Origin of the sequence: Amycolatopsis sp. 2-15 (genome assembly GCF_030285625.1) — a bacterium.
GTDB classification, from domain to species: Bacteria; Actinomycetota; Actinomycetes; order Mycobacteriales; family Pseudonocardiaceae; genus Amycolatopsis; species Amycolatopsis carbonis.
Genome location: NZ_CP127294.1, coordinates 753,508 through 775,279 on the forward strand (window position 1 = coordinate 753,508; position 21,772 = coordinate 775,279).

Sequence of the window (21,772 nt, forward strand, 5' to 3'; positions counted from 1 at the left end):
CCCCGCCCGTGCCTCAAACGAGGCGGCGGTCCGAGGCCCAGCGGGAGAGCTCGTAGCGGTTGGACAGCTGGGTCTTGCGCAGGACGCTCGACACGTGCGTCTCCACCGTCTTGACCGAGATGAACAGCTCCGACGCGATTTCCTTGTACGCATAGCCGCGCGCGAGCAGGCGCAGGACGTCGCGCTCGCGCGGGGTGAGCAGGTCGAGCTCGGGATCGTTGATGGGCGCCGAGCCGGGGCGGTCGGCGAACGCGTCGAGCACGAAGCCGGCCAGGCGCGGGGAGAACACGGCGTCGCCGTCGGCCACGCGGATGATGGCGCGCACGAGCTCCTTCGAGGAGATGGTCTTGGTGACGTAGCCGCGCGCGCCGCCGCGGATCACGGCGATCACGTCCTCGGCGGCGTCGGACACCGACAGCGCGAGGAACACGACGTCGGGCAGCTCCGGGCGCACGCGGCGCAGCACCTCGGCGCCACCGCCGTCGGGCATGTGCACGTCGAGGAGCACGACCTGTGGTTTGGTGCGCGCGATGCCGGCGACGGCGTCGGCCACCGAGCCGGCCTCGCCGACCACCTGCACCTCGTCGGTGATCGAGTCGAGCTCCGTGCGGACCCCGGCGCGGAAGAGCGCGTGGTCGTCCACGAGGAACACCTTGACCGGCTCGCGCTGGGTCTCCGTCACCGTGCTGCTCCCTCGCTCGTTGTCGCCCAGCCAGAGCATAGCGACGTCACGCCGCGCCCTTGGTCGCTTTGCGCGGCATGGCCAGCTGCACTTCGGTGCCTTCACCCGGCGCGGTGCGCAGCTTGCACGTGCCGCCGTGGCGTTCCATGCGGCCGCGGATCGAGTCGGCGAGGCCGTGGCGGTCGGCGGGGACCACGTCGGGGTCGAAGCCCTTGCCGCGGTCGCGGATGAACACGGTGACCTCGGTGGGTTCGACCTCGGCGTACACGCTGACCTCGTCGACGCCGGCGTGCTTGGCCGCGTTGACCAGCGCCTCGCGGGCCGCCTGGACGAGGGCGGTGAGGGGTTCGTCGATCTCGACGTCGCCGACCACGACCTGGCTGACGGAGATCGCGAAGGTGTCCTCGACCTCGCCGCACGCGGCGCCCAGCGCCTCGGACAGCGGGACGGCGCCCTCTTCCTGCTCCTTCGACTTCTTGTCGCTCGGCTTGCCGTAGCCGCCGGGGCCGTAGAGCCAGCCGCGCAGCTCTCGCTCCTGGCCGCGCGCCAGCCGCGCGACCTCGTGCGGCTGGTCGGACTGGCGCTGGATCAAGGCGAGGGTCTGCAGCACGGAGTCGTGCAGGTGCGCGGCGATCTCGGCGCGCTCGTCGGTGCGGATGCGGGCGCGGCGCTCGTCGCCGAGGTCGCGGACCAGCCGCAGCCAGAACGGGATCGTCAGCACGGCCACGCCGACCAGCGTGGCGAGCACGGCGATGAGGGCGAACTTGACCTGGTCGAAGCTGCCGCTGCGGAAGACGACGACCCCGATGCCGGTGGCCACGAGAGCCACACCGGCGAGGATCCGGATGATCGCGGCGCTGCGGCCGCCGCCGCCCACGAACGCGCCCGTGACGCCGTCGCGCGCCCCTGTGCGCCAGCGCCGGCGTTGCGATTCGTCGGCCTCGCGCCAGACCACGGCCGCGCCGAGCATGGCGATGGCCAGCGGCACGGCGACCCAGCCGCGGATGGTGCCGCTGAGCGTGCCGCTCGCGATGGCGAGGCCGATGCCGAGCGCGATGAGGCCGAACGCCTGCTGACGTTCCTTCGTGGCCTTCTTGCTGTCGACCTCGGCGGTGTCCTCGGCCTGCTGCGGCACGAAGACCCAGAGCAGCCCGTAGGCGAGCAGGCCGGCGCCGTTGAGGGCCGCGAGCAGCGCGAACGCCGTACGCACCCACACCACGGGCACACCGAGGTGGTCCGCGAGCCCACCCGCGACACCGGCCACGGCCCGCCCGCTGCGGCGCCGGTGCATCTTCGGCCGCCCGGCCTGCCCCGCGACCTCGGAAGTCCCGGAAGCCCCAGGGGTCCCGGAAGTCGCGGTGGCCGTCATGACGGCAAGCGGCACCGGCCCCCGGGCCGGGTCGCTCACCTGCCCGGCGGCGCCGAGGTCGAGGAAGTCCTGCACGCCGTCCATCGTCACACGCCACGAGGAGTTCCGGCATCGGGGAAGCCCCTGATCACGACCCGGGCACGGGCGGCACTCAGGGGAAACCTCAGGGAACGTCCCCGATGTGGCGCCGCCGCGGGTCGCGCATGCTTTGCCGTATGAGTGGTGCGAACGAGGCGCCGAGCCCGAAGTCGAATCCTTTCAACGGCTTCGAGGAGACGGTGAAGGATTTCTGGGTGAGCCGGCCGCGCCGGCCGCACGTGGGGCGCAAGGTCGCGGGGGTCGCGGCGGGGCTGGGGAACCGGTACGGCATCGACCCGGTCGTGATCCGGGTGGCGCTGGTCGCGGCGATGGTGTTCGGCGGCTTCGGGCTGGTGTTCTACCTGCTCGGCTGGCTGCTGTTCCCGAGCGAGGGCGACGAGACCTCGGGCTTCGAGGCGATGATCGGCCGCGGGCGCTCGACGATGTCGAAGGCGTTCGCCGTGGTCCTGACGCTGGCGTTGATCCCGGCGGTCGGGTGGACGTTCGGCAACGGCTGGTTCGACGGTGGTGGCCTCATCGGGTTCGCGCTGCTGTCGGCAAGCATCTACCTCCTGCACCGCAGCCGCGGGCAGGACAACCGCCCGGCGCCGGTCGTCGCGTACCCCGCGTATGAGACGGCCCAGGCCGTGCCCGGAACCGGAGCCTTCACGATGACGGACACCACAACGGAGCCCATGGGCGCCGCCGCTCCCGGCTGGGACCCGCTGGCCGCCGACCCGGCGGGCTGGGATTTGCCGGACCCGGCGGGTCCGACGCCGCCGGAGAACCCCTACCGCTACGAGTCCGACGAGCCGACCCCGCAGCCGCGGCAGCCGCGGTCGAAGATCGGTTCGGTGACGATGGCGGCGGCCGTGGTCGTGGCCGGCGTGGGCGTGGCCCTGAACCTCAACGGCGTCGACTGGTTCTCGGTGCGCCACATCATCGGCCTGGTGCTGGGCGTACTCGGCATCGGCATGGTGGCCGGCGCGTTCGTCCGCGGCTCACGCGGGCTCATCGCAGTGGCGTTGCCGCTCGCGATCGTCGGCATGATCATGACGACCAGCGCGTTCAACAACATCGACCTGCGCGGCGGCGTCGGCGACCTCAACGCGACCCCGCACTCGGTGGCCGAGCTGCAGCCGGTGTACCGGCACGCGGCGGGCGACATCGACCTCGACCTGACGCAGCTGCCGGCCAGTGACCCGATCACCACCTCGGTCAGCAACGGCGCCGGCGACACCCGGGTCACCGTGCCCGCAAGCGCCGACGTCACCTACACCTGCGAGAACTCCGCCGGCGACGTCGAGTGCCTCGACCGCTCGACGAGCGGCGTCGGCCAGCCCGCGCTCACCGGCACCGACTTCGGAGACGACGGCGTGGGCGGGCAGAAGATCACCCTGAACGTGACCAACGGTGCCGGCAGCGTGGAGGTGCTCCGTGACTGACAACTCGAACATCCCGACCCGCCGCCGCGGCGTGGACGTGATCACCCTGATCGTCGGCCTCGCGACCCTGCTGGTCTCGGGTTACGTGCTCTCCGACGGCGCGAGCTGGCTGCCCACCTTCGACTTCCGCTGGGTCGTCGCGGGCGGTGCGGTGTTCATCGGCGTGCTGCTGCTGGCGGCTTCCTTGCGGCGCAAGCGGTACTGACGTCCAGCACTACTCAACGCGAAGGGCCCCGGCGAATCCCGACGGGGCCCTTCACGTTGAAGCTCATTCCCACTCGATGGTGCCCGGCGGCTTGCTCGTCACGTCGAGGACAACGCGGTTGACCTCAGGCACCTCGTTGGTGATGCGCGTGGAGATGCGTTCCAGCACCTCGTACGGCAGCCGCGTCCAGTCGGCGGTCATGGCGTCCTCGGACGACACCGGACGCAGCACGATCGGGTGGCCGTAGGTGCGGCCGTCGCCCTGCACGCCGACGCTGCGGACGTCAGCCAGCAGCACCACCGGGCACTGCCAGATCTCCCGGTCCAGGCCCGCGGACGTCAGTTCCTCACGTGCGACGGCGTCGGCTGCCCGCAGCGTCTCCAGCCGATCGGCCGTGACCTCGCCGATGATGCGGATGCCCAGGCCCGGGCCGGGGAACGGCTGGCGCTGCACGATCGTCTCCGGCAGCCCCAGCTCGAGGCCCACGCGGCGCACCTCGTCCTTGAACAGCAGGCGCAGCGGCTCCACGAGCTCGAACTGCAGGTCGTCGGGCAGGCCGCCGACGTTGTGGTGGCTCTTGATGTTCGCGGTGCCCTCGCCGCCGCCGGACTCGACGACGTCGGGGTAGAGCGTGCCCTGCACGAGGAACTTGTAGTCGCCCTGTGCCTTGAGATCGCGCTCGGCCTGCTCGAACACGCGGATGAACTCGCGTCCGATGATCTTGCGCTTCTGCTCCGGGTCGGTCACGCCGGCGAGCGCCCCGAGGAACCGCTCACGCGCGTCGATGGTCACGAGATTCACGCCCGTGGCCGCCACGAAGTCCTGCTCCACCTGAGTTCGCTCGCCCGCGCGCAGCAGGCCGTGGTCCACGAACACGCACGTGAGCCGCTCGCCGATCGCGCGCTGCACCAGCGCCGCCGCGACGGCCGAGTCGACGCCGCCGGACAGGCCGCAGATCGCCCGCCCGTCACCGATCTGCTCGGCGATGCGCGTGACCTGTTCGTCCACAATGGACGAGGTGGTCCACTGCGGCTTGATGCCCGCGATGTCGGACAGGAACCGGCGCAGCACCTCCTGGCCGTGGGGCGAGTGCGCCACCTCCGGGTGGTACTGCACGCCGGCGAAACCGCGGTCGACGTCCTCGAAGCCGGCCACGGCCGCCCCGTCGGAGCTGGCGGTGACAACAGAGCCCTCGGGCGCCTTGGTGACGCTGTCGTTGTGGCTCATCCACGCGGTCTGGTGGCCCGGCAGACCGGCGTGCAGCCGTCCGCCTTCGCCGACCACGCGCACGTCGGTGCGGCCGAACTCGCGCACGCCGGTCGGCTCGACGACACCGCCGAGCGCGCGGGCGAGCAGCTGGTGGCCGTAGCAGATGCCGAGGATCGGCACACCCGCCTCGACCAGCTTCGGGTCCATGCCCGGGGCGCCCTCGACGTAGACGCTCGACGGGCCGCCCGAGAGGATGATCGCCGACGGGTTCTTGGCCAGCAGGTCCTCGGCGGTCGAGCTCGACGGCACGACCTCGGAGTACACCTGCGCCTCCCGCACGCGGCGGGCGATCAGCTGCGCGTACTGCGCCCCGAAGTCGACGACGAGTACCGGACCGGTGGGATTGGCCACCTACGACCTCCAGGCGAATGAGCGCTTTTGCCTCCATCGTCCCAGGTGGGCTGGGTCACGCCGCCCGCACCCCGGAACTGGGCCCCGAATGAGGACCGCACCTGTCCGCGAAGCGACCTACGGTTCCCCCATGACTGTCGCATGGACCACCGAACTGCACGACCAGCTCGACTGGTACTGGCAGCACCACCTGCGCCCGCGCCTCGACGGACTCACCGACGACGAGTACTTCTGGCAGCCCGTCCCGAACTGCTGGACCGTGCGCCCGCGCACGGAGAAGCCGGACGGGCCCGGCGCAGGGGACTTCACCGTCGACTTCGCGTACCCGGAGCCGGTGCCGCCGCCCGTCACGACCATCGCGTGGCGCCTGTCGCACATCATCGTCGGCGTGCTCGGCATGCGGGCCGCTTCGCACTTCGGCGGCCCGGCGATGAGCTACGAGACCTTCCCCTACGCCGGCACCGCGGCCGAGGCGCTCGACCAGCTCGACTCGGCGTACGGCAATTGGATCAGCGGCGTCGAAAAGCTCGACGCCGAGGCGCTCGCGCGGCCGGTCGGCGAGGCGGAGGGGCCGTACGCGGCCTCGCCGATGGCCACGCTCGTGCTGCACATCAGCCGCGAGACCATCCACCACGGCGCGGAAGTGTTGCTGCTGCGCGATCTCTACCGAAACCGCTGAGCGACAACGACGGCCCGGTCCCCCGACCGGGCCGTCGTACCCCCAGCACCCCGAGCTAGGCGCGCACCTTCGGCATGAGCAGGAACCCGAGCGCGATGCCCAGCAGCGCGGGCAGGCCGTGGTTGTCCTGCGCGATCGTGTCGACGACCGCGAGCGGTGCCACGAGGATCGGCACCACGATCGCCTGCGTCGGCAGCTTCACGCCGTAGCGCGCCGGTGCCCGCAGCAGCGCCATGGCCAGCGCCCCGATGAGCCCCGCGACGCACATCGAGTTGCCCGCGCCGACGGGCTGCAGCCAGACGTAGCTCATGAACTGGCCGAACAGCCCGCACCCGAAGTACAGGACGAACATGCGCGCGCGGCCGAAGTAGCTTTCCGCCAGCGTGCCGAAGATCGCCAGGATCACCAGGTTGAAGATGCCGCCGACGAGTCCGCCGTCCTGGAAGAACATGCCGGTGAGCAAGCGCCACCACTGCCCGGCGTCGATCGCCGCGCCGTCGCGCCGGACGTGCTCCAGCAGCCCCGGCACCGCAAGCTGAGCGATGAGCGCCGCCGCCGTGACGAGGAACACCGCGCCCGTGAGCACGGGTGCCCGGCGCGGGCCGATCTGGTCGAAGACGGCCACGAACGGGTTGCTGTGCCAGCGTTCCGAGGTCGGGTTGGTCATGCTCTGAACCTAAGGGGAGACCCTCCTGGGCACCCCGGACATTTGTCATGACACGGCCGGGGCATGCGTCATGAGGAATGAATCCCGGCCCGGATGACTCGGAACAGATGACCGCGAAAACCCGGAAAGGATCTTTATGCGAGCGACACTCATCTACGGCGCCGGCGACGTCCGAGTGGAGACGGTGGCCGACCCGAAGGTGGCCCAGGCGACGGACGCCGTGGTCCGCGTCGTGCGCTCCTGCATCTGCGGCAGCGACCTGTGGCCGTACGGCGGCATGCCCGCGCAGGAGAACGGCCGGCCGATCGGCCACGAGTTCCTCGGTGTCGTGGAGGAAACCGGTGCCGACGTGACCAGCGTGCGCAAGGGCGACCTGGTCGTGGCGCCCTTCGTGTGGTCGGACAACACCTGCGAGTTCTGCCGCGAGGGACTGCAGACCTCGTGCCTGCACGGCGGCGGCTGGGGCGCCGACGGCGTGGACGGCGGCCAGGGCGAGGCCGTGCGCGTGCCGCAGGCCGACGGCACGCTGGTGAAGCTGCCACACACGGAAGACGAGGACCTGCTGGCCTCGATGCTCACGCTGTCGGACGTGTTCGCGACCGGCCACCACGCGGCCGTGACCGCGGGTGTCAAGCAGGGCAAGACGGTGACCGTGATCGGCGACGGTGCGGTGGGCCTGTCCGCCGTGCTGGCCGCGAAGCGCCTCGGCGCGGAGCGGATCGTCCTGATGGGCCGGCACCAGGTCCGCACCGACCTGGGCCGTGAGTTCGGCGCGACCGAAGTGGTCGCCGAGCGCGGCGACGAAGGCATCGAGCGCGTTCGCGAGCTCACCGGCGGGCACGGCACGCACACCGTGCTGGAGTGCGTGGGCACGAAGCCTGCGTTCGAGATGGGCCTCGGTGTGGTGCGCGCGGGCGGCGCGCTGAGCCGCGTGGGCGTGCCGCAGTACCCGGAGGGGCCGATCGGGCGTCAGGTGTTCATGCGCAACGTCACCATCACCGGTGGCGTCGCCCCGGCGCGGCACTACATTCCGGAGCTGCTCCCGGACGTGCTCGAGGGCCGCTACCAGCCGGGCCGGGTCTTCGACCGCACGATCGGCCTCTCCGATGTGCCGGCGGGGTACCAGGCGATGGCCGACCGCGAGGCGCTGAAGGTGCTCATCAAGCCTTGAGCGACGCGCCGCGTGAACCCCCGTAAGGGTGGGGGTTCACGCGGCGGACACCGCGCCCCCATACCTTGGTACGCATGGACATGATCACCCCGGAGCCGCGGCCCGCGTGGGTCGCCGGACGGGCGGAGCAGGGGGCGGAGACCCTCGTCGTGCGGCACCCGGTCGACGGCAGCGAAGTGGCGACCGTGGCGGTGCCCGGCGCCGAGCAGGTGGAGCGCGCCGTGGCCGCCGCCGCGGGCGTCGCACGGGAGTTCCGCCGCTCCCCAGCGCACGAGCGCGCGGCGGCGCTGGAGCACGTCTCGCGCGGGTTGCGGATGCGGGCCGAGGAGATCGCCGAGGTGATCACCGCGGAGAACGGCAAGCCGCTCAAGTGGGCGGAAGCCGAGGTGAGCCGCGCGGTTTCGGTGTTCCGCATCGCGTCCGAGGAGGCGCGGCGGTTCAGCGGTGACGTGCAGCGCCTCGACGCCGACCCGTCGGGCGACGCCCGGCTGGCGCTCACGCGGCGGGTGCCGCGCGGGCCGGTGCTGGGCATCTCGCCGTTCAACTTCCCGCTGAACCTGGTGGCGCACAAGGTCGCGCCGGCGTTGGCGGTCGGCGCGCCGATCATCGTGAAGCCGGCGCCGCGCACGCCGTTGTCGGCGCTGATCCTCGGCGAGATACTGGCCGAGACGGACCTGCCGCCCGGCGCGTTTTCAGTGCTGCCACTGGGAAACGCGGAGACACAGGCACTGGTGGCCGACCCGCGGCTGCCCGTGGTGTCCTTCACCGGCTCCGGCCCCGTCGGCTGGTCGATCGCCGACGCGGCACCGCGCAAGCACGTGGTCCTGGAGCTCGGCGGCAACGCGGCGGCCGTGGTCCTGCGCGACTGGCCCGACCCCGAGGGCGCGGCGCAGCGCATCGCGACGTTCGGCAACTACCAGGCCGGGCAGTCGTGCATCTCGGTGCAACGCGTGATCGTCGACGCGGCGGTGGCCGAGGAGTTCGTGCCCGCGCTGGTGGAGGCCGTGGAGGCGCAGCAGACGGGCGACCCGTACGACCGCAACACCGACGTCGGCCCGGTCGTCGACGAGGCCGCGGCCGAGCGCATCATCGCGTGGGTCGAGGAGGCCGTGGCCGCGGGCGCGAAGGTGCTCACGGGCGGCACGCGCGAAGGCACCCAGGTCGCGCCGACGCTGCTCACGGACGTGCCGCCGGACGCGCGCGTGTGGTCGGAGGAGGTCTTCGGACCGGTGCTGGCGGTGTCCGTTGTGGACGGTGTCGACGATGCCTTCGCGGCGGTCAACGACTCGGCGTACGGGCTGCAGACCGGCGTGTTCACGTCCGACGTGCAGCTGGCGTTCCACGCGTCCGCCGAGCTTGAGGTCGGCGGCGTGATCATCGGCGACGTGCCGTCGTACCGCGCGGACCAGATGCCCTACGGCGGCGTGAAGGGCTCGGGCGTCGGACGCGAGGGCGTGCTGGCGGCGATGAACGACCTGACCGAGGAACGGGTGACGGTGTTCACCGGGGTGGATCTGTAGGCGCCGGGAACCTCTCGGTGTTTGAGGCCGGAGGCCGGTCGGTCGTGGCTCGTGGCTGTCGCAGGGCGAGGACCGACCCGGCCAGCAGCGCGACGGCGGTGACGCCGACCGCCAGGCTCGTCGCGTGCGAGCCGGCCGCGGCCAGGGCCACCGGCAAGGCCAGCCCGACGCTGCCGCCGAGCTGTTGCAGCGTGGGACCGACCGCGCCGGCCACTCCCGCATGGGGCTCGGCGTTCTGGTTCATGGCGCTGTTCGCGTTCGGCATCACCTGGGAGGTGCCCAGGCCCATGAGGGCCAGTGCGGCGAGAATGGTGCCGAGCCCGTCCGGCGAGAACGCGAACGTGATCTGTCCGGCCGCGATCAAGGCGAGCCCGACGCCGATGGCCGAGGCCGGTGGCCTGGCCCCGGCTCGACGAGGAGACGAACAGGCGCAGCTGGATGGTCGCCGGGTAGCCGAGGAAGAGCACGCCGACCACCAGCGGCGCGAGGTGTTCCTGCTGGAGCGCGCGGCTGGCCGCCACGAACGTCGCGATCGTGGCGACACCCCACAGCAAGAGTCCGACGTAGGCGACGCGTCGGATCACGGAACAGCACGACCGGGATGAGCGGAGCGTGCGACTTCCGGTCGCGGGCGGCGAACACCGCGAGCACCGCGACGCCGGCGAGGCCGAAGCCGGCGGCCCGGCCCGGCGCGTACACCACCGTGAGCGCCTGGATGATCAAAGCCGCGCCGAGAGCCAGTACGACACCGAGCCACCAGTCGAGCCTGTGGCCGGGTGACCGCTCGACCCGGTCCCCGGCGAGAATCGAAAAGCCGAGCGCGACCACGACGAACACGACGTTGATGTCCAGGCAGGCACGCCAGCTCGCGAGTTGCGTCGGCACACCGCCGAGCACGAGGCCGATGGCCGTGCCACTGCCCATGATCATCCCGAAGACGCCGTACGCCTTTTCGCGGCCCGTCCCGGGAAACGCGGCCGAAAGCCGCGCCATCGCGGCCGGGGGTGAGGGCCGCCGCACCGATTCCCTGGGCGACCCGGGCGCTGATCAGCACCCATCCCGCGTCCGCCGCGCCGCCGACCGCGGAAGCGACGCCGAAGATGACCAGGCCGAGGCTCATCACGCGGGTTTAGCCGGCAGCCTGTGCGATCCGCCGGCGATCATGAGCGAGCCGCCGGCGAGGACGTAACCGGCCATCACCCAGGCCAGCGCTCCGGAGGACGGGTGCAGGTCGGCCGCCATGCCGGGGATCGCCAGCACCAGGATCGTCGCTGCTGGAGACGCCCAGCTGGCTGCTCACCCAGATCGCGGTGGGCGCGAGCCGGCTGAGCCGCGAGGTCTTCGACTCCGTCGGAGCCGGTCGCTACCACTACGCGATCCTTTGCGCCGTCGAGGAGTTCGGTCCCTGCAGCCAGGCCGAGATCGGCCGGCGGCTGCGCATGGACCGGAAGGACGTGGCCCAGCGAGTCGTCGAGCTGGAGGACGAACGCTGCGTCGAGCGCCGGGCGGATCCGGCCGACCCGCGGCGCAACCTCGTGCGGCTGACCGCGCGAGGCCGTAAACGCCTGGAGCTCATCCAGGCCCGGTTGGCGGTGGCCCAGAACGAGCTCGTGGAACCGCTCACCGTGCAGGAGCGAGCCGGCCTCGTCGCGGCGTTGCAGAAGCTCCTCGGTCGCTAGCTTCTTCGGGATCCGTCAGGCGCTCTGCGCGAACTTGAGGACGCCGTCCGGGTCGTAGGTCTTGGCAACCTGGTCGAGCCTGGCCGCGTTGTCGCCGTAGTAGGCGGTTTTCCAGTCGGGCATGGCGGGGTCGAGGTAGTTGACGTAGCCGCCGCTCGCGCCCGCGTCGGCGAGGCCGCTGACCACAGTGGACACGGACTTGGCGACGCCTGCGTGGTTGCCCGTGGTGGCGGGCGCGTAGACCTGGATGCTGGCGAGCGCCTTGCGGTGCGGGAACGCGGTGTCGGCCGGGGCGACGTCGGCGACCGCACCGCCGAGGCCGTCGATGAGCAGGTCCATGCCCTTGTGGCCGGCGGCGAGGTCGCTGACCTTCGCGCCCGCCACCGGGTCGGTGATGATCCGCGACGAGGCCACGAACGTCTGGCGCGCGGAGCTGCCGGAGAAGTAGTTCATGGCGCCGCCGTAGCTGAGGCTCTTCATCGTGCGGCTGGACGGAGACGCGTTGAGCTTGCCCAGCAACGTGGTGAGCTCGGCGGTGCCGCCGACGAACGCGCCGCCGACCCGGCACGACACCGGCGAACCGCCGGACACGACGAGGTTCGACCAGAGCTCGGGCGGGGTCGTGGGGAGCCACTGCTGCCACGCGTCGAGCACGTCGCCCGCCGAGCCGCCTGGGAAGTGCAGCGAGAACACCGTGATCCCGGGCGCGGGGTCGGTGCGGAAGGTGAACGACGTGACGATGCCGAAGTTGCCGCCCCCGCCGCCGCGCAGGGCCCAGAACAGGTCGGGCTCGGAGTCGGCGCCGGCGGTGCGCAGCTTGCCGTCCGGCGTCACGACCTGGGCGGACACGAGGTGGTCGCAGGTGAGGCCGTACTTGCGCGCCACGACGCCGATGCCGCCGCCGAGCGTGAGCCCGGCGATCCCGACCGTCGGGCACGAGCCGGCGGGCAGGCAGCGGCCGGCCTTGGCAAGTGCCGCGTAGACGTCACCCAGCCGCGCCCCGGCGCCGATCACGACCTGGTCGCCCTGGACCTGGACGCTCGACATGCTGCCGACGTCGACGATCAGGCCGCCGTCGGGCACGGAGTAGCCGGCGTAGCTGTGTCCCCCGCTGCGCGCGGCGATCGGCAGCCGTTGGGCGGCCGTCTCGAAGCAGGCCTGCACGTCTTCGGGGTTTCGCACTTTCGCCACGGCGGCCGGGGTGTGGCCGTCGAACAGCGGGTTGAAACCGCGCTTCGCGGTGGCGAACCCGCCGTCTCCCGGGAGCACGAGGTCGCCGCTGAGCTTGCTCTTGAGCGCATTCCAGTCCGGCGGCCCGGACGGCTTCGTCGACGGCGGCGGTGCTGTCGTCGTCGGCGTTGCGCTCCCGGGCGGCTGCTGCGGCGGCGCGGAGTCCGGCGAACACGCGGCGGCCACCGCACCGAGGGTGGCGAGCCCGGCGGCCCGCAGCAACGTCCTTCTCCCGACAGTCATGTTTGTTCAGACGTTCCGGACAGCGGTGGGGTTCATCGGTTCGCCCGAGTGAGTGTCACGAGCAGGGTGAGTAGCCCCGCAGGTAGTGCCCCACGACGGCGTCGGCGGCGAAGAGTTTCCTGGCCCGATCCATGGCGGCGTGCACGTCGTCCGTGATCGCCACGACGGAGTCGGTGAAGGTCGCCGTGTCGGCCGTCGGCAGTTGGTCCGCGCGCCGGAGGAGCTGGGCGAGGTCGGCTTCGAGGCGCCGGTAGACGGCGTTGATCCGGTCGCGCGTGGCGCTCGGCGGGGTTTCCGCGACCTGGACCGCGTTGTCGTGTACGAGCCCCGCGAGGGTGGTGGTGTCCTGCACGGCTTCCTGCTGGAACTGCTTGCGGTGCGCCGGAGTGCTGGTTCCGGCGATCCGGTCGTCCGCGGCGTGGGCGCCCAGGTTCCCGATCTCGGTCAGGATCTGCCTGGGGGTGCTGCAGAACGCGCCCGCCCAGTGCCAGGCCAAGGTGTCGGTCAGCGACATCGGAGCCGCTGACTTGGACGGCGCGGGAGCAGGCGGCGGGCTTGCCGAGCAGCCCGAGACCGTCAACGCGGCCAGCGCAGCCACCACCGAAAACCTGCGCACGAAGTCGTCCCTTCCCCAGTACTCGCCAAAAGCCAAGCACAACGGGAAAAACCGCTTCACACCAGGGACTTGAACTCCGGCACCGGCCCCTGGAGCACCTCACCAGAGGCGCGGCCGGAGAGCCACGCCAACACGGCACCGGGGGTGCCGGAGACGAGGCCGTCCGCACCGGAAGCCATGGTCCACGTGTGGGTGCCGTCGGTGAGGCGGATCGGGGGCAGGTCACCGAGGTACATGTTGATCATGTTGGTCACGACGTCGTCCACGTAGTCGCCCAGGAGCGAGCACGCGCTGGTGAAGTCGTGGCCGGCGTCGAGGTCGACGAGGTGGATGGTGGTCTCCGCGAGGCGCAGCGTCAGGGCGTCGGCGCCGGTGATGGGCTGGCCGCCGCGGCCGCGGACGGGCGCGGTCCAGGCATGGTCCGGCAGCGAAGCAGCCAGGTCGACGAGCCGCTCCCCCGATGCGACCACGTCGGCGAGGATCTCGGCGGCACCGCGGGAAGCGCCGGCGGCGATGTCGTCGTCGCGGGCGGTGCCGGGGCCGTACATGGGGTGCTCGACGCCGGTGGCCGCCCAGGTCAGGAGGTTGCCGACGGCGTCGGCGTTGCGGGCGAGGTGGGTGAGCAGGTGCGCGCGCGTCCAGCCGGGCAGCGCGCTCGGTGCGCGCAGGGCCGTCTCGTCGAGGGAGCCGATGACCAGGGCCCACTCGTCCTGCAGTTCCCGCACGCGGGTCAACGCCGTTGTCGTCACCCGGTGATCGTAGGAGCTATCGGCGGAGTGCGGCAGGGGCGTCGGAGGGAACCGCGGGGTTCTTCGGCGCCACCGCGTCCAGCCGCGTGTACGCCGTGTCCTGCCCCGGACGCTGGTCTGCCTCGCCCTTGTTGGGCCAGAACGAGAACGCCCGCTCGGCCTGCGCCGTGATCGTGAGCGACGGGTTCACGCCGAGGTTCGCCGTGATCGCCGAACCGTCCACAACGGACAGTCCTGGGTAGCCGTAGACCCGGTGGTACGGGTCGATCACGCCCGACTCCGCGCTGTCCCCGATGGGCACGCCGCCGATGAAGTGGGCCGTGAGCGGGATGTCGAAGATCTCGCCCCACGTGCCGCCCGGCATCCCGCCGATGTGCTCCGCCGTGCGGACGTTGGCCTCGTGTCCGGCCGGGATGAAGCTCGGATTGGGCTCGCCGTGGCCCTGCTTCGACGTGTACTTGCGCCGCCCGAACAAGCCGGGCCGCGTGTATGTGGTGATGGAGTTGTCGAGGCTCTGCATCACCAGCAGGATCACGGTGCGCTCGCTCCAGCGGTAGCCGTTGAGCAGCTTCGCGGACTGCAGCGGGTGCTTGACCAGGAACGTCAGCGCCTGGCGCCAGCGCGGCACCGGCGACGCGCCGTCGGTGGCGACGGTCTGCAGCAGGCTCATCGCGTTGCTGCCCTTGCCGTAGCGCACGGGCTCGATGTGGGTGTTCTCGTCGGGGTGGATCGACGACGTGATCGCGACGCCGCGGCTGAAGTCCCGCGCGGAGTCCACCGCGGTGCGCGCGGCCCCGATGATCGCCTCGGAGTTCGTGCGCGTCAGCTCGCCGAGGCGCCGTGACAGGCGAGGCAGCGCGCCCGTGTCCTTCATGCGGTGCAACAGGTTCTGCGTGCCCCACGTGCCCGCGGCGAACACGACCTGGCCCGCGGTCACGGTGGTGCGGAAACGCTTCGAGCGCGTGCCGGTCTTCTGCAGCGTCACGCGGTAGCCGTCGCCCGCCGGCTCGACCGACGCGACGGTCGTCAGCGGGATGACCTTCGCCCCGTCCTGCTCGGCGAGGTAGAGGTAGTTCTTGACCAGCGTGTTCTTCGCCCCGACGCGGCAGCCCGTCATGCAGGCGCCGCACTCGGTGCAGCCGACGCGGTGGGGCCCGGCGCCGCCGAAGAACGGGTCGCGCGCGGTCTCGCCGGGCTTGCCGAAGTACACGCCCACCGGCGTCGGGTGGAACGACTCGCCCACACCCATGTCCTCGGCAACCTCGCGCATCACCACGTCCGAGGGCGTCAGCGTCGGGTTCGTGACCACTCCGAGCATCCGGCTCGCCTGGTCGTAGTGCGGCGCGAGCTCCGCCTCCCAGTCGGTGATGTGCGCCCACTGGCGGTCGGCGTAGAACGGCTTCAGCGGGCGGTACAACGTGTTCGCGTACACCAGCGACCCACCGCCGACGCCCGCGCCGGCCAGCACCATCACGTCGTTGAGCATGTGGATGCGCTGGATCCCGTAACACCCGAGCTGCGGCGCCCACAGGTACCGCTTGAGGTCCCACGACGTCTTCGCGAACTCGTCGTCCGCGAACCGCCGCCCCGCCTCCACCACGGCGACCCGGTAGCCCTTCTCGGTGAGCCGCAGCGCCGCCACGCTGCCCCCGAACCCGGACCCCACCACGACGACGTCGTAGTCGGGCCCGCCCTGCGCTGTGGTGGTGTTACTGGCAGTCACAGGTCCGAGCGTAACCCGGGGATGTCCTTCTGACCAGAGGTAAGTTACTCGTCGGTTACATCACCGAACCGCGGAAGCCGAGCTCGGGCAACCGATACGATGCCCGCCGATGACGGTGAATTCGGTCCGAGCCCGGCGACGGGCCGGCGCGGCGAGCCAGACCGGCTTGACGGTCCGCCTGCGCGAGATCCGCCCCGCCGACCACCGCGTGCTCGCCGGGTTCGACCGCGACGCGGCGCGCGGCCACGACCTGCGCCTCGGCGGCTACCGGCACTGGGCCGCGCACCGCGGCCGGGCGGCCGATCCCGGCGACGACTTCCACTTCGCCATCGAGGCGCGGCACAGCCGGGCAGTGGTCGGGTCCATGTGGATCCAGGCCGATCCGGCGACGCGCCGCTTCAGCTACGGCATCGGGATCGGCCCGCAGCACCGCCGTTGCGGGTACGCCGCCGACGCCGTCACCGTGTTGCTCACGGTCATGTTCGAGCAGCGCGGCTACCGCGAGTGCGTGGTGAGCGTGAACGGCGCCAACTTCGCTTCCCTTGCGCTGCACGGAGAACTCGGCTTCCGCGAGGAGGGCCGGCCGCGCGACACCGAGCTGCGGCACGGGGAGGTGCGGTATCCCGTCCTGATGGGACTCACCGCGGCCCGGTTCGCCGCGCACCAGCGGGCCGGGCGCGCTCCCCTGCGTCCCGAGCGCGGACGGCATTGGCGCACCCCGCGGCGCGGCCGGCACTGGGCGTCCCGCACCGCTTCCTGAAAGTCCTGAAGTCGTGAACGAGGCCCCCACGTCCAGGACGCGGGGGCCTCGGCAAGCGAACGATCAGCGGCGGACGGTCAGCCCGACCCGCTGGAACTCCTTCAGGTCCGAGTACCCCGTCTTCGCCATCGCGCGGCGCAACGCGCCGAAGAGGTTCACCACGCCCTCGGCGTCCGACGAAGGGCCGAAGAGCAGCGTCTTCAGGTCCACCGCGTAGTCGGAGTCCGGGCCGGCGACGACGCGCGAGCGCGGCAGCGACGGGTGGGCCGCGGCGGCGGTCCAGTAGAGGCCCTGGCCGGGGGCGTCGGAGGCGGTCGCCAGGGGCGCGCCGAGCATGACGGCGTCGGCGCCGCAGGCGATGGCCTTGGCGATGTCGCCCGAGGTGGTCATGCCGCCGTCTGCGAGGACGTGGACGTAGCGGCCGCCGGTCTCGTCGAGGTAGTCGCGGCGGGCGGCCGCGGCGTCGACGACGGCGGTGGCCATGGGGACGCCGATGCCGAGCACGCGGTCGGTGCTGGTGACGCCCGGGGTGTAGCCGTGGCCGACGATCACGCCCGCCGCGCCGGTGCGCATGAGGTGCATGGCCGTGCGGTAGTCGCTCACGCCGCCGGCGATCACGGGCACGTCGAGACGGCCGATGAACTCCTTGAGGTTGAGCGGTTCCGCTTCGCGCTCCACGTGTTCGGCGGAGATGATCGTGCCCTGCACCACGAGGATCTCGACACCGGCGGCCAGCAGGTCGGGCGTGAGCTCGGCGGCGTGCTGCGGGCTCACACGCGCGGCCACGGTGACGCCCGACTCGCGGACGGTCTTGATCGCCTCGCTCAGCAGGTCGAGCCGGACCGGCGCGGCGTGCAGCTCCTGCAGCTCACGGACGACGGCCGTGGGGTCCTCGGTCTCCTCCGCGGCCCGGACCAGCCGGAAGATGGCGTCCTCGACGTTGGCGTGGCGCGCCCACAGGCCCTCGGCGTTGAGCACGCCCAGGCCACCCAGCTCGCCGATCGCGACGGCCGTGCCCGGCGACACGATGGCGTCGGTCGGGTGTGTGACCAGCGGCAGGTCGAAGCGGTAGGCGTCGATCTGCCACGAGGTCGACACCACCGACGACGACCGCGTGCGCCGCGAGGGCACGATCTCCACGTCATCGAGGTCATACGCCCGCCGAGCGGTGCGACCCATCCCGATCTCGACCAGATCCCGCACGTGATGTCCCTTCTCGCACCGACGACAACGCTGTCCATTGTCGCTAGCCCGCGTGGGTGACCAACGCACGGGGCCTGTTTCGAGGGCGAACAACCGCAGGTTGTGCACCGCGTCACGAGGTTGTTTGCCACCGCCGTTTCGCGCGCTGTTGGATGCGTCGGACGACGACAGGGGGACAAGAGTGGCGCTGGGACAGGACTTTCGACGGCTGTGGCTGGCGTACGCGGCGAGCACCGCGGGCACTTTCCTCGCGCTCGACGCGTTCCCGTTCATCGCCGTGACGGTGCTCCACAGCAGCACCACAGAGGTCTCGGTGCTGGCCGCGGCGGGCCTGGCCGTGGGCGCGCTGATCGCGGTGCCGCTGGGGCCGTGGGTGGAGTTCCGCCGCAAACGGCCCGTGCTGGTGGCGATGGACGCCGTGCGGTTCGTCGCACTGCTGACCCTGCCACTCGGCTACGCGTTCGGCGGGCTCACGTTCGGGCAGCTCGTGGCCGTGTCGGTGGTCGTGGCGGCCGCGAACATCGTGTTCACGGCGGCCAGTGGCGCATACCTCAAAGGCCTGGCGACGGGCGAGGACCTGCTCGTCGCCAACGGCCGGTTCGAGACCACGCAGTGGACCGCCACCGCCGTCGGCCCGCCGTCGGGCGGCGCGCTGATCGGCGTGTTCGGACCACTCGCGACGGTGGTGCTCGACAGCGTCAGTTACCTGCTGTCCGCGCTCGCGATCGGCGCCATCCGCACGCCCGAGCCGCCGCCCACCGCGCGCCCGGCGACGGTCCGGACCAGGGACGTGCTCGACGGCTGGCACTACATTCTCGGCCACCCGCGGCTGCGCGCGCTGTTCCTCAACACGACGCTGGTGAACGGCCTGATCATGGCGACGGCCCCGCTGCTCGCGATCCTGCTGCTGCGCGAGCTCGGGTTCGCGGCGTGGCAGTACGGGCTGGCGTTCGGCGCGCCGTGCCTCGGCGGGCTGCTCGGCTCGCGGCTGTCGCGCCGGATCACCGCGCGCTTCGGCCCCGAGCGCGTGCTGCTGGTGACGGGGACGCTGCGCGTGATCTGGCCGGTGGCGCTCGCGTTCACCCCGCACGGGCCGGCCGGGCTGGGGTTCGTGATGCTCGTCGAGTTCGGGCTGATCCTCACGATCGGCATCTTCAGCCCCGTCTCGGCCACCTACCGGCTGCAGGAGACGGAGACCTCGCGCGCCGCGCGCGTGCTGTCGGCTTGGGGCATCACCGCCGGGGCGACGCGGGCCGCGCTGACACTGGCGTGGGGCGCGCTCGGCGCCTGGCTCGGCACGCGCGAAGCGATCGGCCTGGCCGGGCTGCTGATGCTGGCCACGCCCGTGCTGCTGTGGCGGGTCAGAACAACGTCGCGCCCGCCACGGCCCCCGCGACCGCGGAAATCAGGCCCACCGCGAGCGACACCGGCAGCGCCCGCTTCCCGCCCCGCACCATGAGGAACACCGCGTAGGCCAGCACGATCACCCCGACCAGGCCACCCCACACGGGCCCGATCAGCGAAGACGAGCGCACCCCGACCACTTCGTCGCCTCGGCGCACCTCGCGCACCGCGCCGGACCGGTTCGAGCGCGTGAGCTCCACGGCCGTGCCCACGCGGGTGTCGAGCGCCGGATCCACACTCAGCATGTCGACGTTCTCGCCGCCCGACGTCAGGAACCGCAGAACGTAGCGCGTGGGCGGGTTGTCGGGGTCGCGCACCTCGTCGCAGCTCACGACGTGGGCCGCCTCGACGTGCGACGGCCCGGCCACCTGAACCACGACGCCGGCCCCGACGGCCGCCGGCATGGCGAAGCCGACGACGACCACGAACAACTCGGCGAGACGATCCGCTTTCACCGCACCACTCAGCCGCACCGCGGCCGTCGCCGCGAGGGGACAAATGCCCGCCGGGTCAAAACGAGACGCGCGCCGCGGAGGCGCCACCCGTCGTGATACCGACATCCCGCCCGTCCCTTCGAGAAGATCAACGACCTGCTCGAAGCGTGGTGGTACGGGCGGGATGTCGGGAAGATCCGAACGGGCGGACTCCCCGGGCTTGCCGGACTTACCGCGCGGAGTAGTTCGGGGCCTCGACGGTCATCGTGATGTCGTGCGGGTGGCTCTCCTTCAACCCGGCCGCGGTGATGCGGACGAGCTGTGCCTCCTGCAGCTGAGGGATCGTCTCGGCGCCCGCGTAGCCCATGCCCGCGCGCAGGCCGCCGACGAGCTGGTGCACGACGTTCGCGAGCGGACCGCGGAACGGGATGCGCCCTTCGATGCCCTCGGGGACGAGCTTGTCCTCGTTGAGCACGTCGTCCTGCGCGTAGCGGTCCTTGGAGTACGACTTGCCCTGGCCGCGCGACTGCATCGCACCGAGGGAACCCATGCCGCGGTAGACCTTGAACTGCTTGCCGCCGACGAGGATCAGGTCGCCGGGCGACTCGGCGGTGCCGGCGAGCAGGCTGCCCAGCATCACGGTGGACGCGCCGGCCGCGATGGCCTTGGCGATGTCGCCGGAGTACTGGATGCCGCCGTCGCCGATCACCGGGATGCCGGCCGGGCGGCAGGCCTGGTCGGCCTCGTAGATCGCGGAGATCTGCGGCACGCCGACACCGGCGACGATGCGCGTCGTGCAGATCGAGCCCGGCCCGACGCCGACCTTCACGCCGTCCACGCCGGCGTCGACGAGCGCCTGCGCGCCCGCGCGCGTGGCGACGTTGCCGCCGACGATGTCGACGGTGTCGCCGAGCTCCTTCTTCAGCAGCTTCACGGTCTCGACCACGGCGCGGGAGTGACCGTGGGCGGTGTCGACCATCAGCACGTCGACGCCGGCCTCGGCCAGCGTCATCGCGCGCTTGTGGCCGTCGGCGCCGACGCCCACGGCCGCGCCGACGATCAGGCGGCCGTCGGTGTCCTTGGTGGCGTTGGGGTACTGCTCGGTCTTCACGAAGTCCTTGACCGTGATCAGGCCGCGGAGCTTGCCCGCGCCGTCGACGATCGGCAGCTTCTCGATCTTGTGCCGGCGCAGGAGGCCGAGCGCGGCGTCGGCCGTGACGCCGACCTGCGCGGTGATCAGCGGCGCCTTCGTCATGACTTCGCTGACCAGCCGGGTGTAGTCCACCTCGAACCGCATGTCGCGGTTGGTGATGATGCCCACGAGCGAGCCGGACGCGTCCGTGACCGGGACGCCGGAGATGCGGAAGCGGGCGCAGAGGGCGTCGACCTCGGCCAGCGTGTCGTCGGGCGAGCAGGTGACCGGGTCGGTGACCATGCCGGCCTCGGACCGCTTCACCACCTCGACGGCGGCGGCCTGTTCGTCGATCGGCAGGTTGCGCTGCAGCACGCCGATGCCGCCCTGGCGTGCCATGGCGATCGCCATGCGGGCTTCGGTGACGGTGTCCATGGCGGCGGAGACCAGGGGGACGTTGAGGGTGATGTTGCGCGTGAGGCGGGTACTGGTGTCGACCCCGCTGGGCACCACGTCGGATTCGGCCGGCAGCAGCAGCACGTCGTCGAAGGTCAGGCCCAGCATCGCGAACTTGCTGGGCACGGGGGCGGTGATGCTTTCGCTGGTCATAGCGGGCGAAGGGCCTTCCTGGCGGGGGTGAGCGATCTGGCCGAGGGGCTGGCTGAGCCTTCCCCTCATGATATCCGGGCTCCGCCCCTGACCCGGGCGGGTGGGGACGGGCGCCACACGGCGGGTACCGTGCACGCCGTGCCGCACGACGTGTTGCCCCCCGACCCCTTCGCGGACGACCCGGACGATCCGGCCCGGGCGTTCCTCGATCCCGAAGACCAGCTGGACGAGCCCATCAGCCCGGACGAACGCACCGAGCTGCTGGCCGACCTCTCCGACCTGGCTGTGTACCAGGCCCTCCTGGAGCCCCGCGGCGTCCGCGGCATCGTCGTGGACTGCGGCGAATGCGACGAACCCCACTATCACGACTGGCACCTCCTGCGCGCCAGCCTCGAACAGCTCCTCGCGGACGGCCGCATGCGCCCCCACGAGCCGGCCTTCGACCCGAACCCCGGCGACTACGTGAGCTGGGACTACTGCCGCGGCTTCGCCGACGGCGTGACGGCGAACGAGAGCGCGTACTGAGTTTTACGGTTGAACGGCCCTGGTGAGAC

General features: G+C 71.7%; 23 protein-coding genes. 9 read left to right on the forward strand and 14 right to left on the reverse strand.

The annotated features are described in order from the left end of the window. Window positions 1-13: 13 nt before the first annotated feature. Both QRX50_RS03620 and QRX50_RS03625 read right to left on the reverse strand, forming a co-directional pair. On the reverse strand, window positions 14-721 hold the full coding sequence (locus QRX50_RS03620) for a response regulator (RefSeq protein ID WP_285970578.1): 708 nt from the start codon (window positions 719-721) through the stop codon (window positions 14-16). Between the two features lie 7 nt (window positions 722-728). Continuing rightward, window positions 729-2,141, reverse strand: a complete 1,413-nt coding sequence (locus tag QRX50_RS03625; protein ID WP_434533235.1) for an ATP-binding protein — start codon at window positions 2,139-2,141, stop codon at window positions 729-731. A 125-nt stretch (window positions 2,142-2,266) separates the two neighbouring features. Between QRX50_RS03625 and QRX50_RS03630 the strand changes: the two genes are divergently transcribed. Beyond that, on the forward strand, window positions 2,267-3,574 hold the full coding sequence (locus QRX50_RS03630; RefSeq protein ID WP_285970579.1) for a PspC domain-containing protein: 1,308 nt from the start codon (window positions 2,267-2,269) through the stop codon (window positions 3,572-3,574). Continuing rightward, entirely contained in the window at window positions 3,567-3,779 is a 213-nt protein-coding gene (locus tag QRX50_RS03635) for a hypothetical protein (protein WP_285970580.1), read from the forward strand. Before QRX50_RS03630 ends, QRX50_RS03635 begins: the two co-directional genes overlap by 8 nt. 63 nt (window positions 3,780-3,842) lie before the next feature. On the opposite strand, the gene guaA is transcribed toward QRX50_RS03635, so the two are convergent. Next, window positions 3,843-5,399: a glutamine-hydrolyzing GMP synthase gene (guaA, locus tag QRX50_RS03640; protein ID WP_285970581.1), complete on the reverse strand. Its 1,557-nt coding sequence runs from the start codon at window positions 5,397-5,399 to the stop codon at window positions 3,843-3,845. 130 nt (window positions 5,400-5,529) lie between these two features. Between guaA and QRX50_RS03645 the strand changes: the two genes are divergently transcribed. Beyond that, the gene (locus QRX50_RS03645) at window positions 5,530-6,078 is read left to right on the forward strand and encodes a DinB family protein (RefSeq protein WP_285970582.1); all 549 of its coding nucleotides are present in this window, start codon (window positions 5,530-5,532) and stop codon (window positions 6,076-6,078) included. Window positions 6,079-6,133: 55 nt separating this feature from the next. On the opposite strand, the gene QRX50_RS03650 is transcribed toward QRX50_RS03645, so the two are convergent. Beyond that, window positions 6,134-6,745: a rhomboid family intramembrane serine protease gene (locus tag QRX50_RS03650; RefSeq protein WP_285970583.1), complete on the reverse strand. Its 612-nt coding sequence runs from the start codon at window positions 6,743-6,745 to the stop codon at window positions 6,134-6,136. Between the two features lie 136 nt (window positions 6,746-6,881). Between QRX50_RS03650 and QRX50_RS03655 the strand changes: the two genes are divergently transcribed. Continuing rightward, the gene (locus QRX50_RS03655; RefSeq protein ID WP_285970584.1) at window positions 6,882-7,916 is read left to right on the forward strand and encodes a zinc-dependent alcohol dehydrogenase family protein; all 1,035 of its coding nucleotides are present in this window, start codon (window positions 6,882-6,884) and stop codon (window positions 7,914-7,916) included. 74 nt (window positions 7,917-7,990) lie between these two features. Continuing rightward, window positions 7,991-9,436, forward strand: coding sequence for an aldehyde dehydrogenase family protein (locus QRX50_RS03660; RefSeq protein WP_285970585.1), 1,446 nt, complete (start codon window positions 7,991-7,993; stop codon window positions 9,434-9,436). Here QRX50_RS03660 and QRX50_RS03665 read toward each other — a convergent pair. From QRX50_RS03665 to QRX50_RS03675, 3 genes are all read right to left on the reverse strand, one after another. Continuing rightward, window positions 9,417-9,800, reverse strand: coding sequence for an MFS transporter (locus tag QRX50_RS03665; RefSeq protein WP_285970586.1), 384 nt, complete (start codon window positions 9,798-9,800; stop codon window positions 9,417-9,419). The two genes, QRX50_RS03660 and QRX50_RS03665, sit on opposite strands and share 20 nt — an antisense overlap. After that, window positions 9,797-10,429: a hypothetical protein gene (locus QRX50_RS03670; RefSeq protein ID WP_285970587.1), complete on the reverse strand. Its 633-nt coding sequence runs from the start codon at window positions 10,427-10,429 to the stop codon at window positions 9,797-9,799. The genes QRX50_RS03665 and QRX50_RS03670 overlap by 4 nt, the downstream gene beginning before the upstream one ends. A 126-nt stretch (window positions 10,430-10,555) precedes the next feature. After that, window positions 10,556-10,696, reverse strand: a complete 141-nt coding sequence (locus QRX50_RS03675) for a hypothetical protein (protein ID WP_285970588.1) — start codon at window positions 10,694-10,696, stop codon at window positions 10,556-10,558. 50 nt (window positions 10,697-10,746) lie between these two features. Here QRX50_RS03675 and QRX50_RS03680 point away from each other — a divergent pair, with 50 nt between their 5' ends. After that, a complete protein-coding gene (locus tag QRX50_RS03680) occupies window positions 10,747-11,115 on the forward strand; it encodes a MarR family winged helix-turn-helix transcriptional regulator (protein WP_285970589.1) in 369 nt (122 codons plus the stop codon). A 15-nt stretch (window positions 11,116-11,130) separates the two neighbouring features. On the opposite strand, the gene QRX50_RS03685 is transcribed toward QRX50_RS03680, so the two are convergent. The 4 genes from QRX50_RS03685 to QRX50_RS03700 are packed head-to-tail and all read right to left on the reverse strand — an operon-like array spanning window position 11,131 to window position 15,676. Beyond that, window positions 11,131-12,588 (reverse strand): FAD-binding oxidoreductase, encoded by a 1,458-nt coding sequence (locus QRX50_RS03685; protein WP_285970590.1) that lies wholly within the window; start codon window positions 12,586-12,588, stop codon window positions 11,131-11,133. A gap of 55 nt (window positions 12,589-12,643) precedes the next feature. Then, window positions 12,644-13,204: a hypothetical protein gene (locus QRX50_RS03690; protein WP_285970591.1), complete on the reverse strand. Its 561-nt coding sequence runs from the start codon at window positions 13,202-13,204 to the stop codon at window positions 12,644-12,646. Between the two features lie 56 nt (window positions 13,205-13,260). Further along, entirely contained in the window at window positions 13,261-13,953 is a 693-nt protein-coding gene (locus QRX50_RS03695) for a maleylpyruvate isomerase N-terminal domain-containing protein (RefSeq protein WP_285970592.1), read from the reverse strand. Window positions 13,954-13,969: 16 nt separating this feature from the next. After that, window positions 13,970-15,676, reverse strand: coding sequence for a GMC family oxidoreductase (locus tag QRX50_RS03700; RefSeq protein WP_285970593.1), 1,707 nt, complete (start codon window positions 15,674-15,676; stop codon window positions 13,970-13,972). A gap of 109 nt (window positions 15,677-15,785) precedes the next feature. Here QRX50_RS03700 and QRX50_RS03705 point away from each other — a divergent pair, with 109 nt between their 5' ends. Further along, a complete protein-coding gene (locus tag QRX50_RS03705) occupies window positions 15,786-16,436 on the forward strand; it encodes a GNAT family N-acetyltransferase (RefSeq protein ID WP_434533236.1) in 651 nt (216 codons plus the stop codon). 63 nt (window positions 16,437-16,499) lie between these two features. Here QRX50_RS03705 and QRX50_RS03710 read toward each other — a convergent pair whose 3' ends face one another. Then, window positions 16,500-17,639 (reverse strand): GuaB3 family IMP dehydrogenase-related protein, encoded by a 1,140-nt coding sequence (locus QRX50_RS03710; RefSeq protein ID WP_285970594.1) that lies wholly within the window; start codon window positions 17,637-17,639, stop codon window positions 16,500-16,502. Between the two features lie 181 nt (window positions 17,640-17,820). Here QRX50_RS03710 and QRX50_RS03715 point away from each other — a divergent pair, with 181 nt between their 5' ends. Beyond that, window positions 17,821-19,098: an MFS transporter gene (locus QRX50_RS03715; protein WP_285970595.1), complete on the forward strand. Its 1,278-nt coding sequence runs from the start codon at window positions 17,821-17,823 to the stop codon at window positions 19,096-19,098. Here QRX50_RS03715 and QRX50_RS03720 read toward each other — a convergent pair. Beyond that, entirely contained in the window at window positions 19,001-19,498 is a 498-nt protein-coding gene (locus QRX50_RS03720) for a hypothetical protein (RefSeq protein WP_285970596.1), read from the reverse strand. The two genes, QRX50_RS03715 and QRX50_RS03720, sit on opposite strands and share 98 nt — an antisense overlap. Before the next feature lie 208 nt (window positions 19,499-19,706). Continuing rightward, window positions 19,707-21,218, reverse strand: coding sequence for an IMP dehydrogenase (guaB, locus tag QRX50_RS03725; protein WP_285970597.1), 1,512 nt, complete (start codon window positions 21,216-21,218; stop codon window positions 19,707-19,709). A 129-nt stretch (window positions 21,219-21,347) separates the two neighbouring features. Here guaB and QRX50_RS03730 point away from each other — a divergent pair, with 129 nt between their 5' ends. Continuing rightward, window positions 21,348-21,743, forward strand: a complete 396-nt coding sequence (locus QRX50_RS03730; RefSeq protein WP_285970598.1) for a DUF5319 domain-containing protein — start codon at window positions 21,348-21,350, stop codon at window positions 21,741-21,743. Window positions 21,744-21,772: the final 29 nt, after the last annotated feature.

Coding starts and splice junctions, on each gene's coding strand:
- QRX50_RS03705 (WP_434533236.1), top strand. CDS start 15,786: ATGACGGTGAATTCGGTCCGAGCCCGGCGACGGGCCGGCGCGGCGAGC.
- QRX50_RS03620 (WP_285970578.1), bottom strand. CDS start 721: ATGCTCTGGCTGGGCGACAACGAGCGAGGGAGCAGCACGGTGACGGAG.
- QRX50_RS03685 (WP_285970590.1), bottom strand. CDS start 12,588: ATGACTGTCGGGAGAAGGACGTTGCTGCGGGCCGCCGGGCTCGCCACC.
- QRX50_RS03670 (WP_285970587.1), bottom strand. CDS start 10,429: ATGGCGCGGCTTTCGGCCGCGTTTCCCGGGACGGGCCGCGAAAAGGCG.
- QRX50_RS03660 (WP_285970585.1), top strand. CDS start 7,991: ATGGACATGATCACCCCGGAGCCGCGGCCCGCGTGGGTCGCCGGACGG.
- guaB (WP_285970597.1), bottom strand. CDS start 21,218: ATGACCAGCGAAAGCATCACCGCCCCCGTGCCCAGCAAGTTCGCGATG.
- QRX50_RS03650 (WP_285970583.1), bottom strand. CDS start 6,745: ATGACCAACCCGACCTCGGAACGCTGGCACAGCAACCCGTTCGTGGCC.
- QRX50_RS03630 (WP_285970579.1), top strand. CDS start 2,267: ATGAGTGGTGCGAACGAGGCGCCGAGCCCGAAGTCGAATCCTTTCAAC.
- QRX50_RS03655 (WP_285970584.1), top strand. CDS start 6,882: ATGCGAGCGACACTCATCTACGGCGCCGGCGACGTCCGAGTGGAGACG.
- QRX50_RS03645 (WP_285970582.1), top strand. CDS start 5,530: ATGACTGTCGCATGGACCACCGAACTGCACGACCAGCTCGACTGGTAC.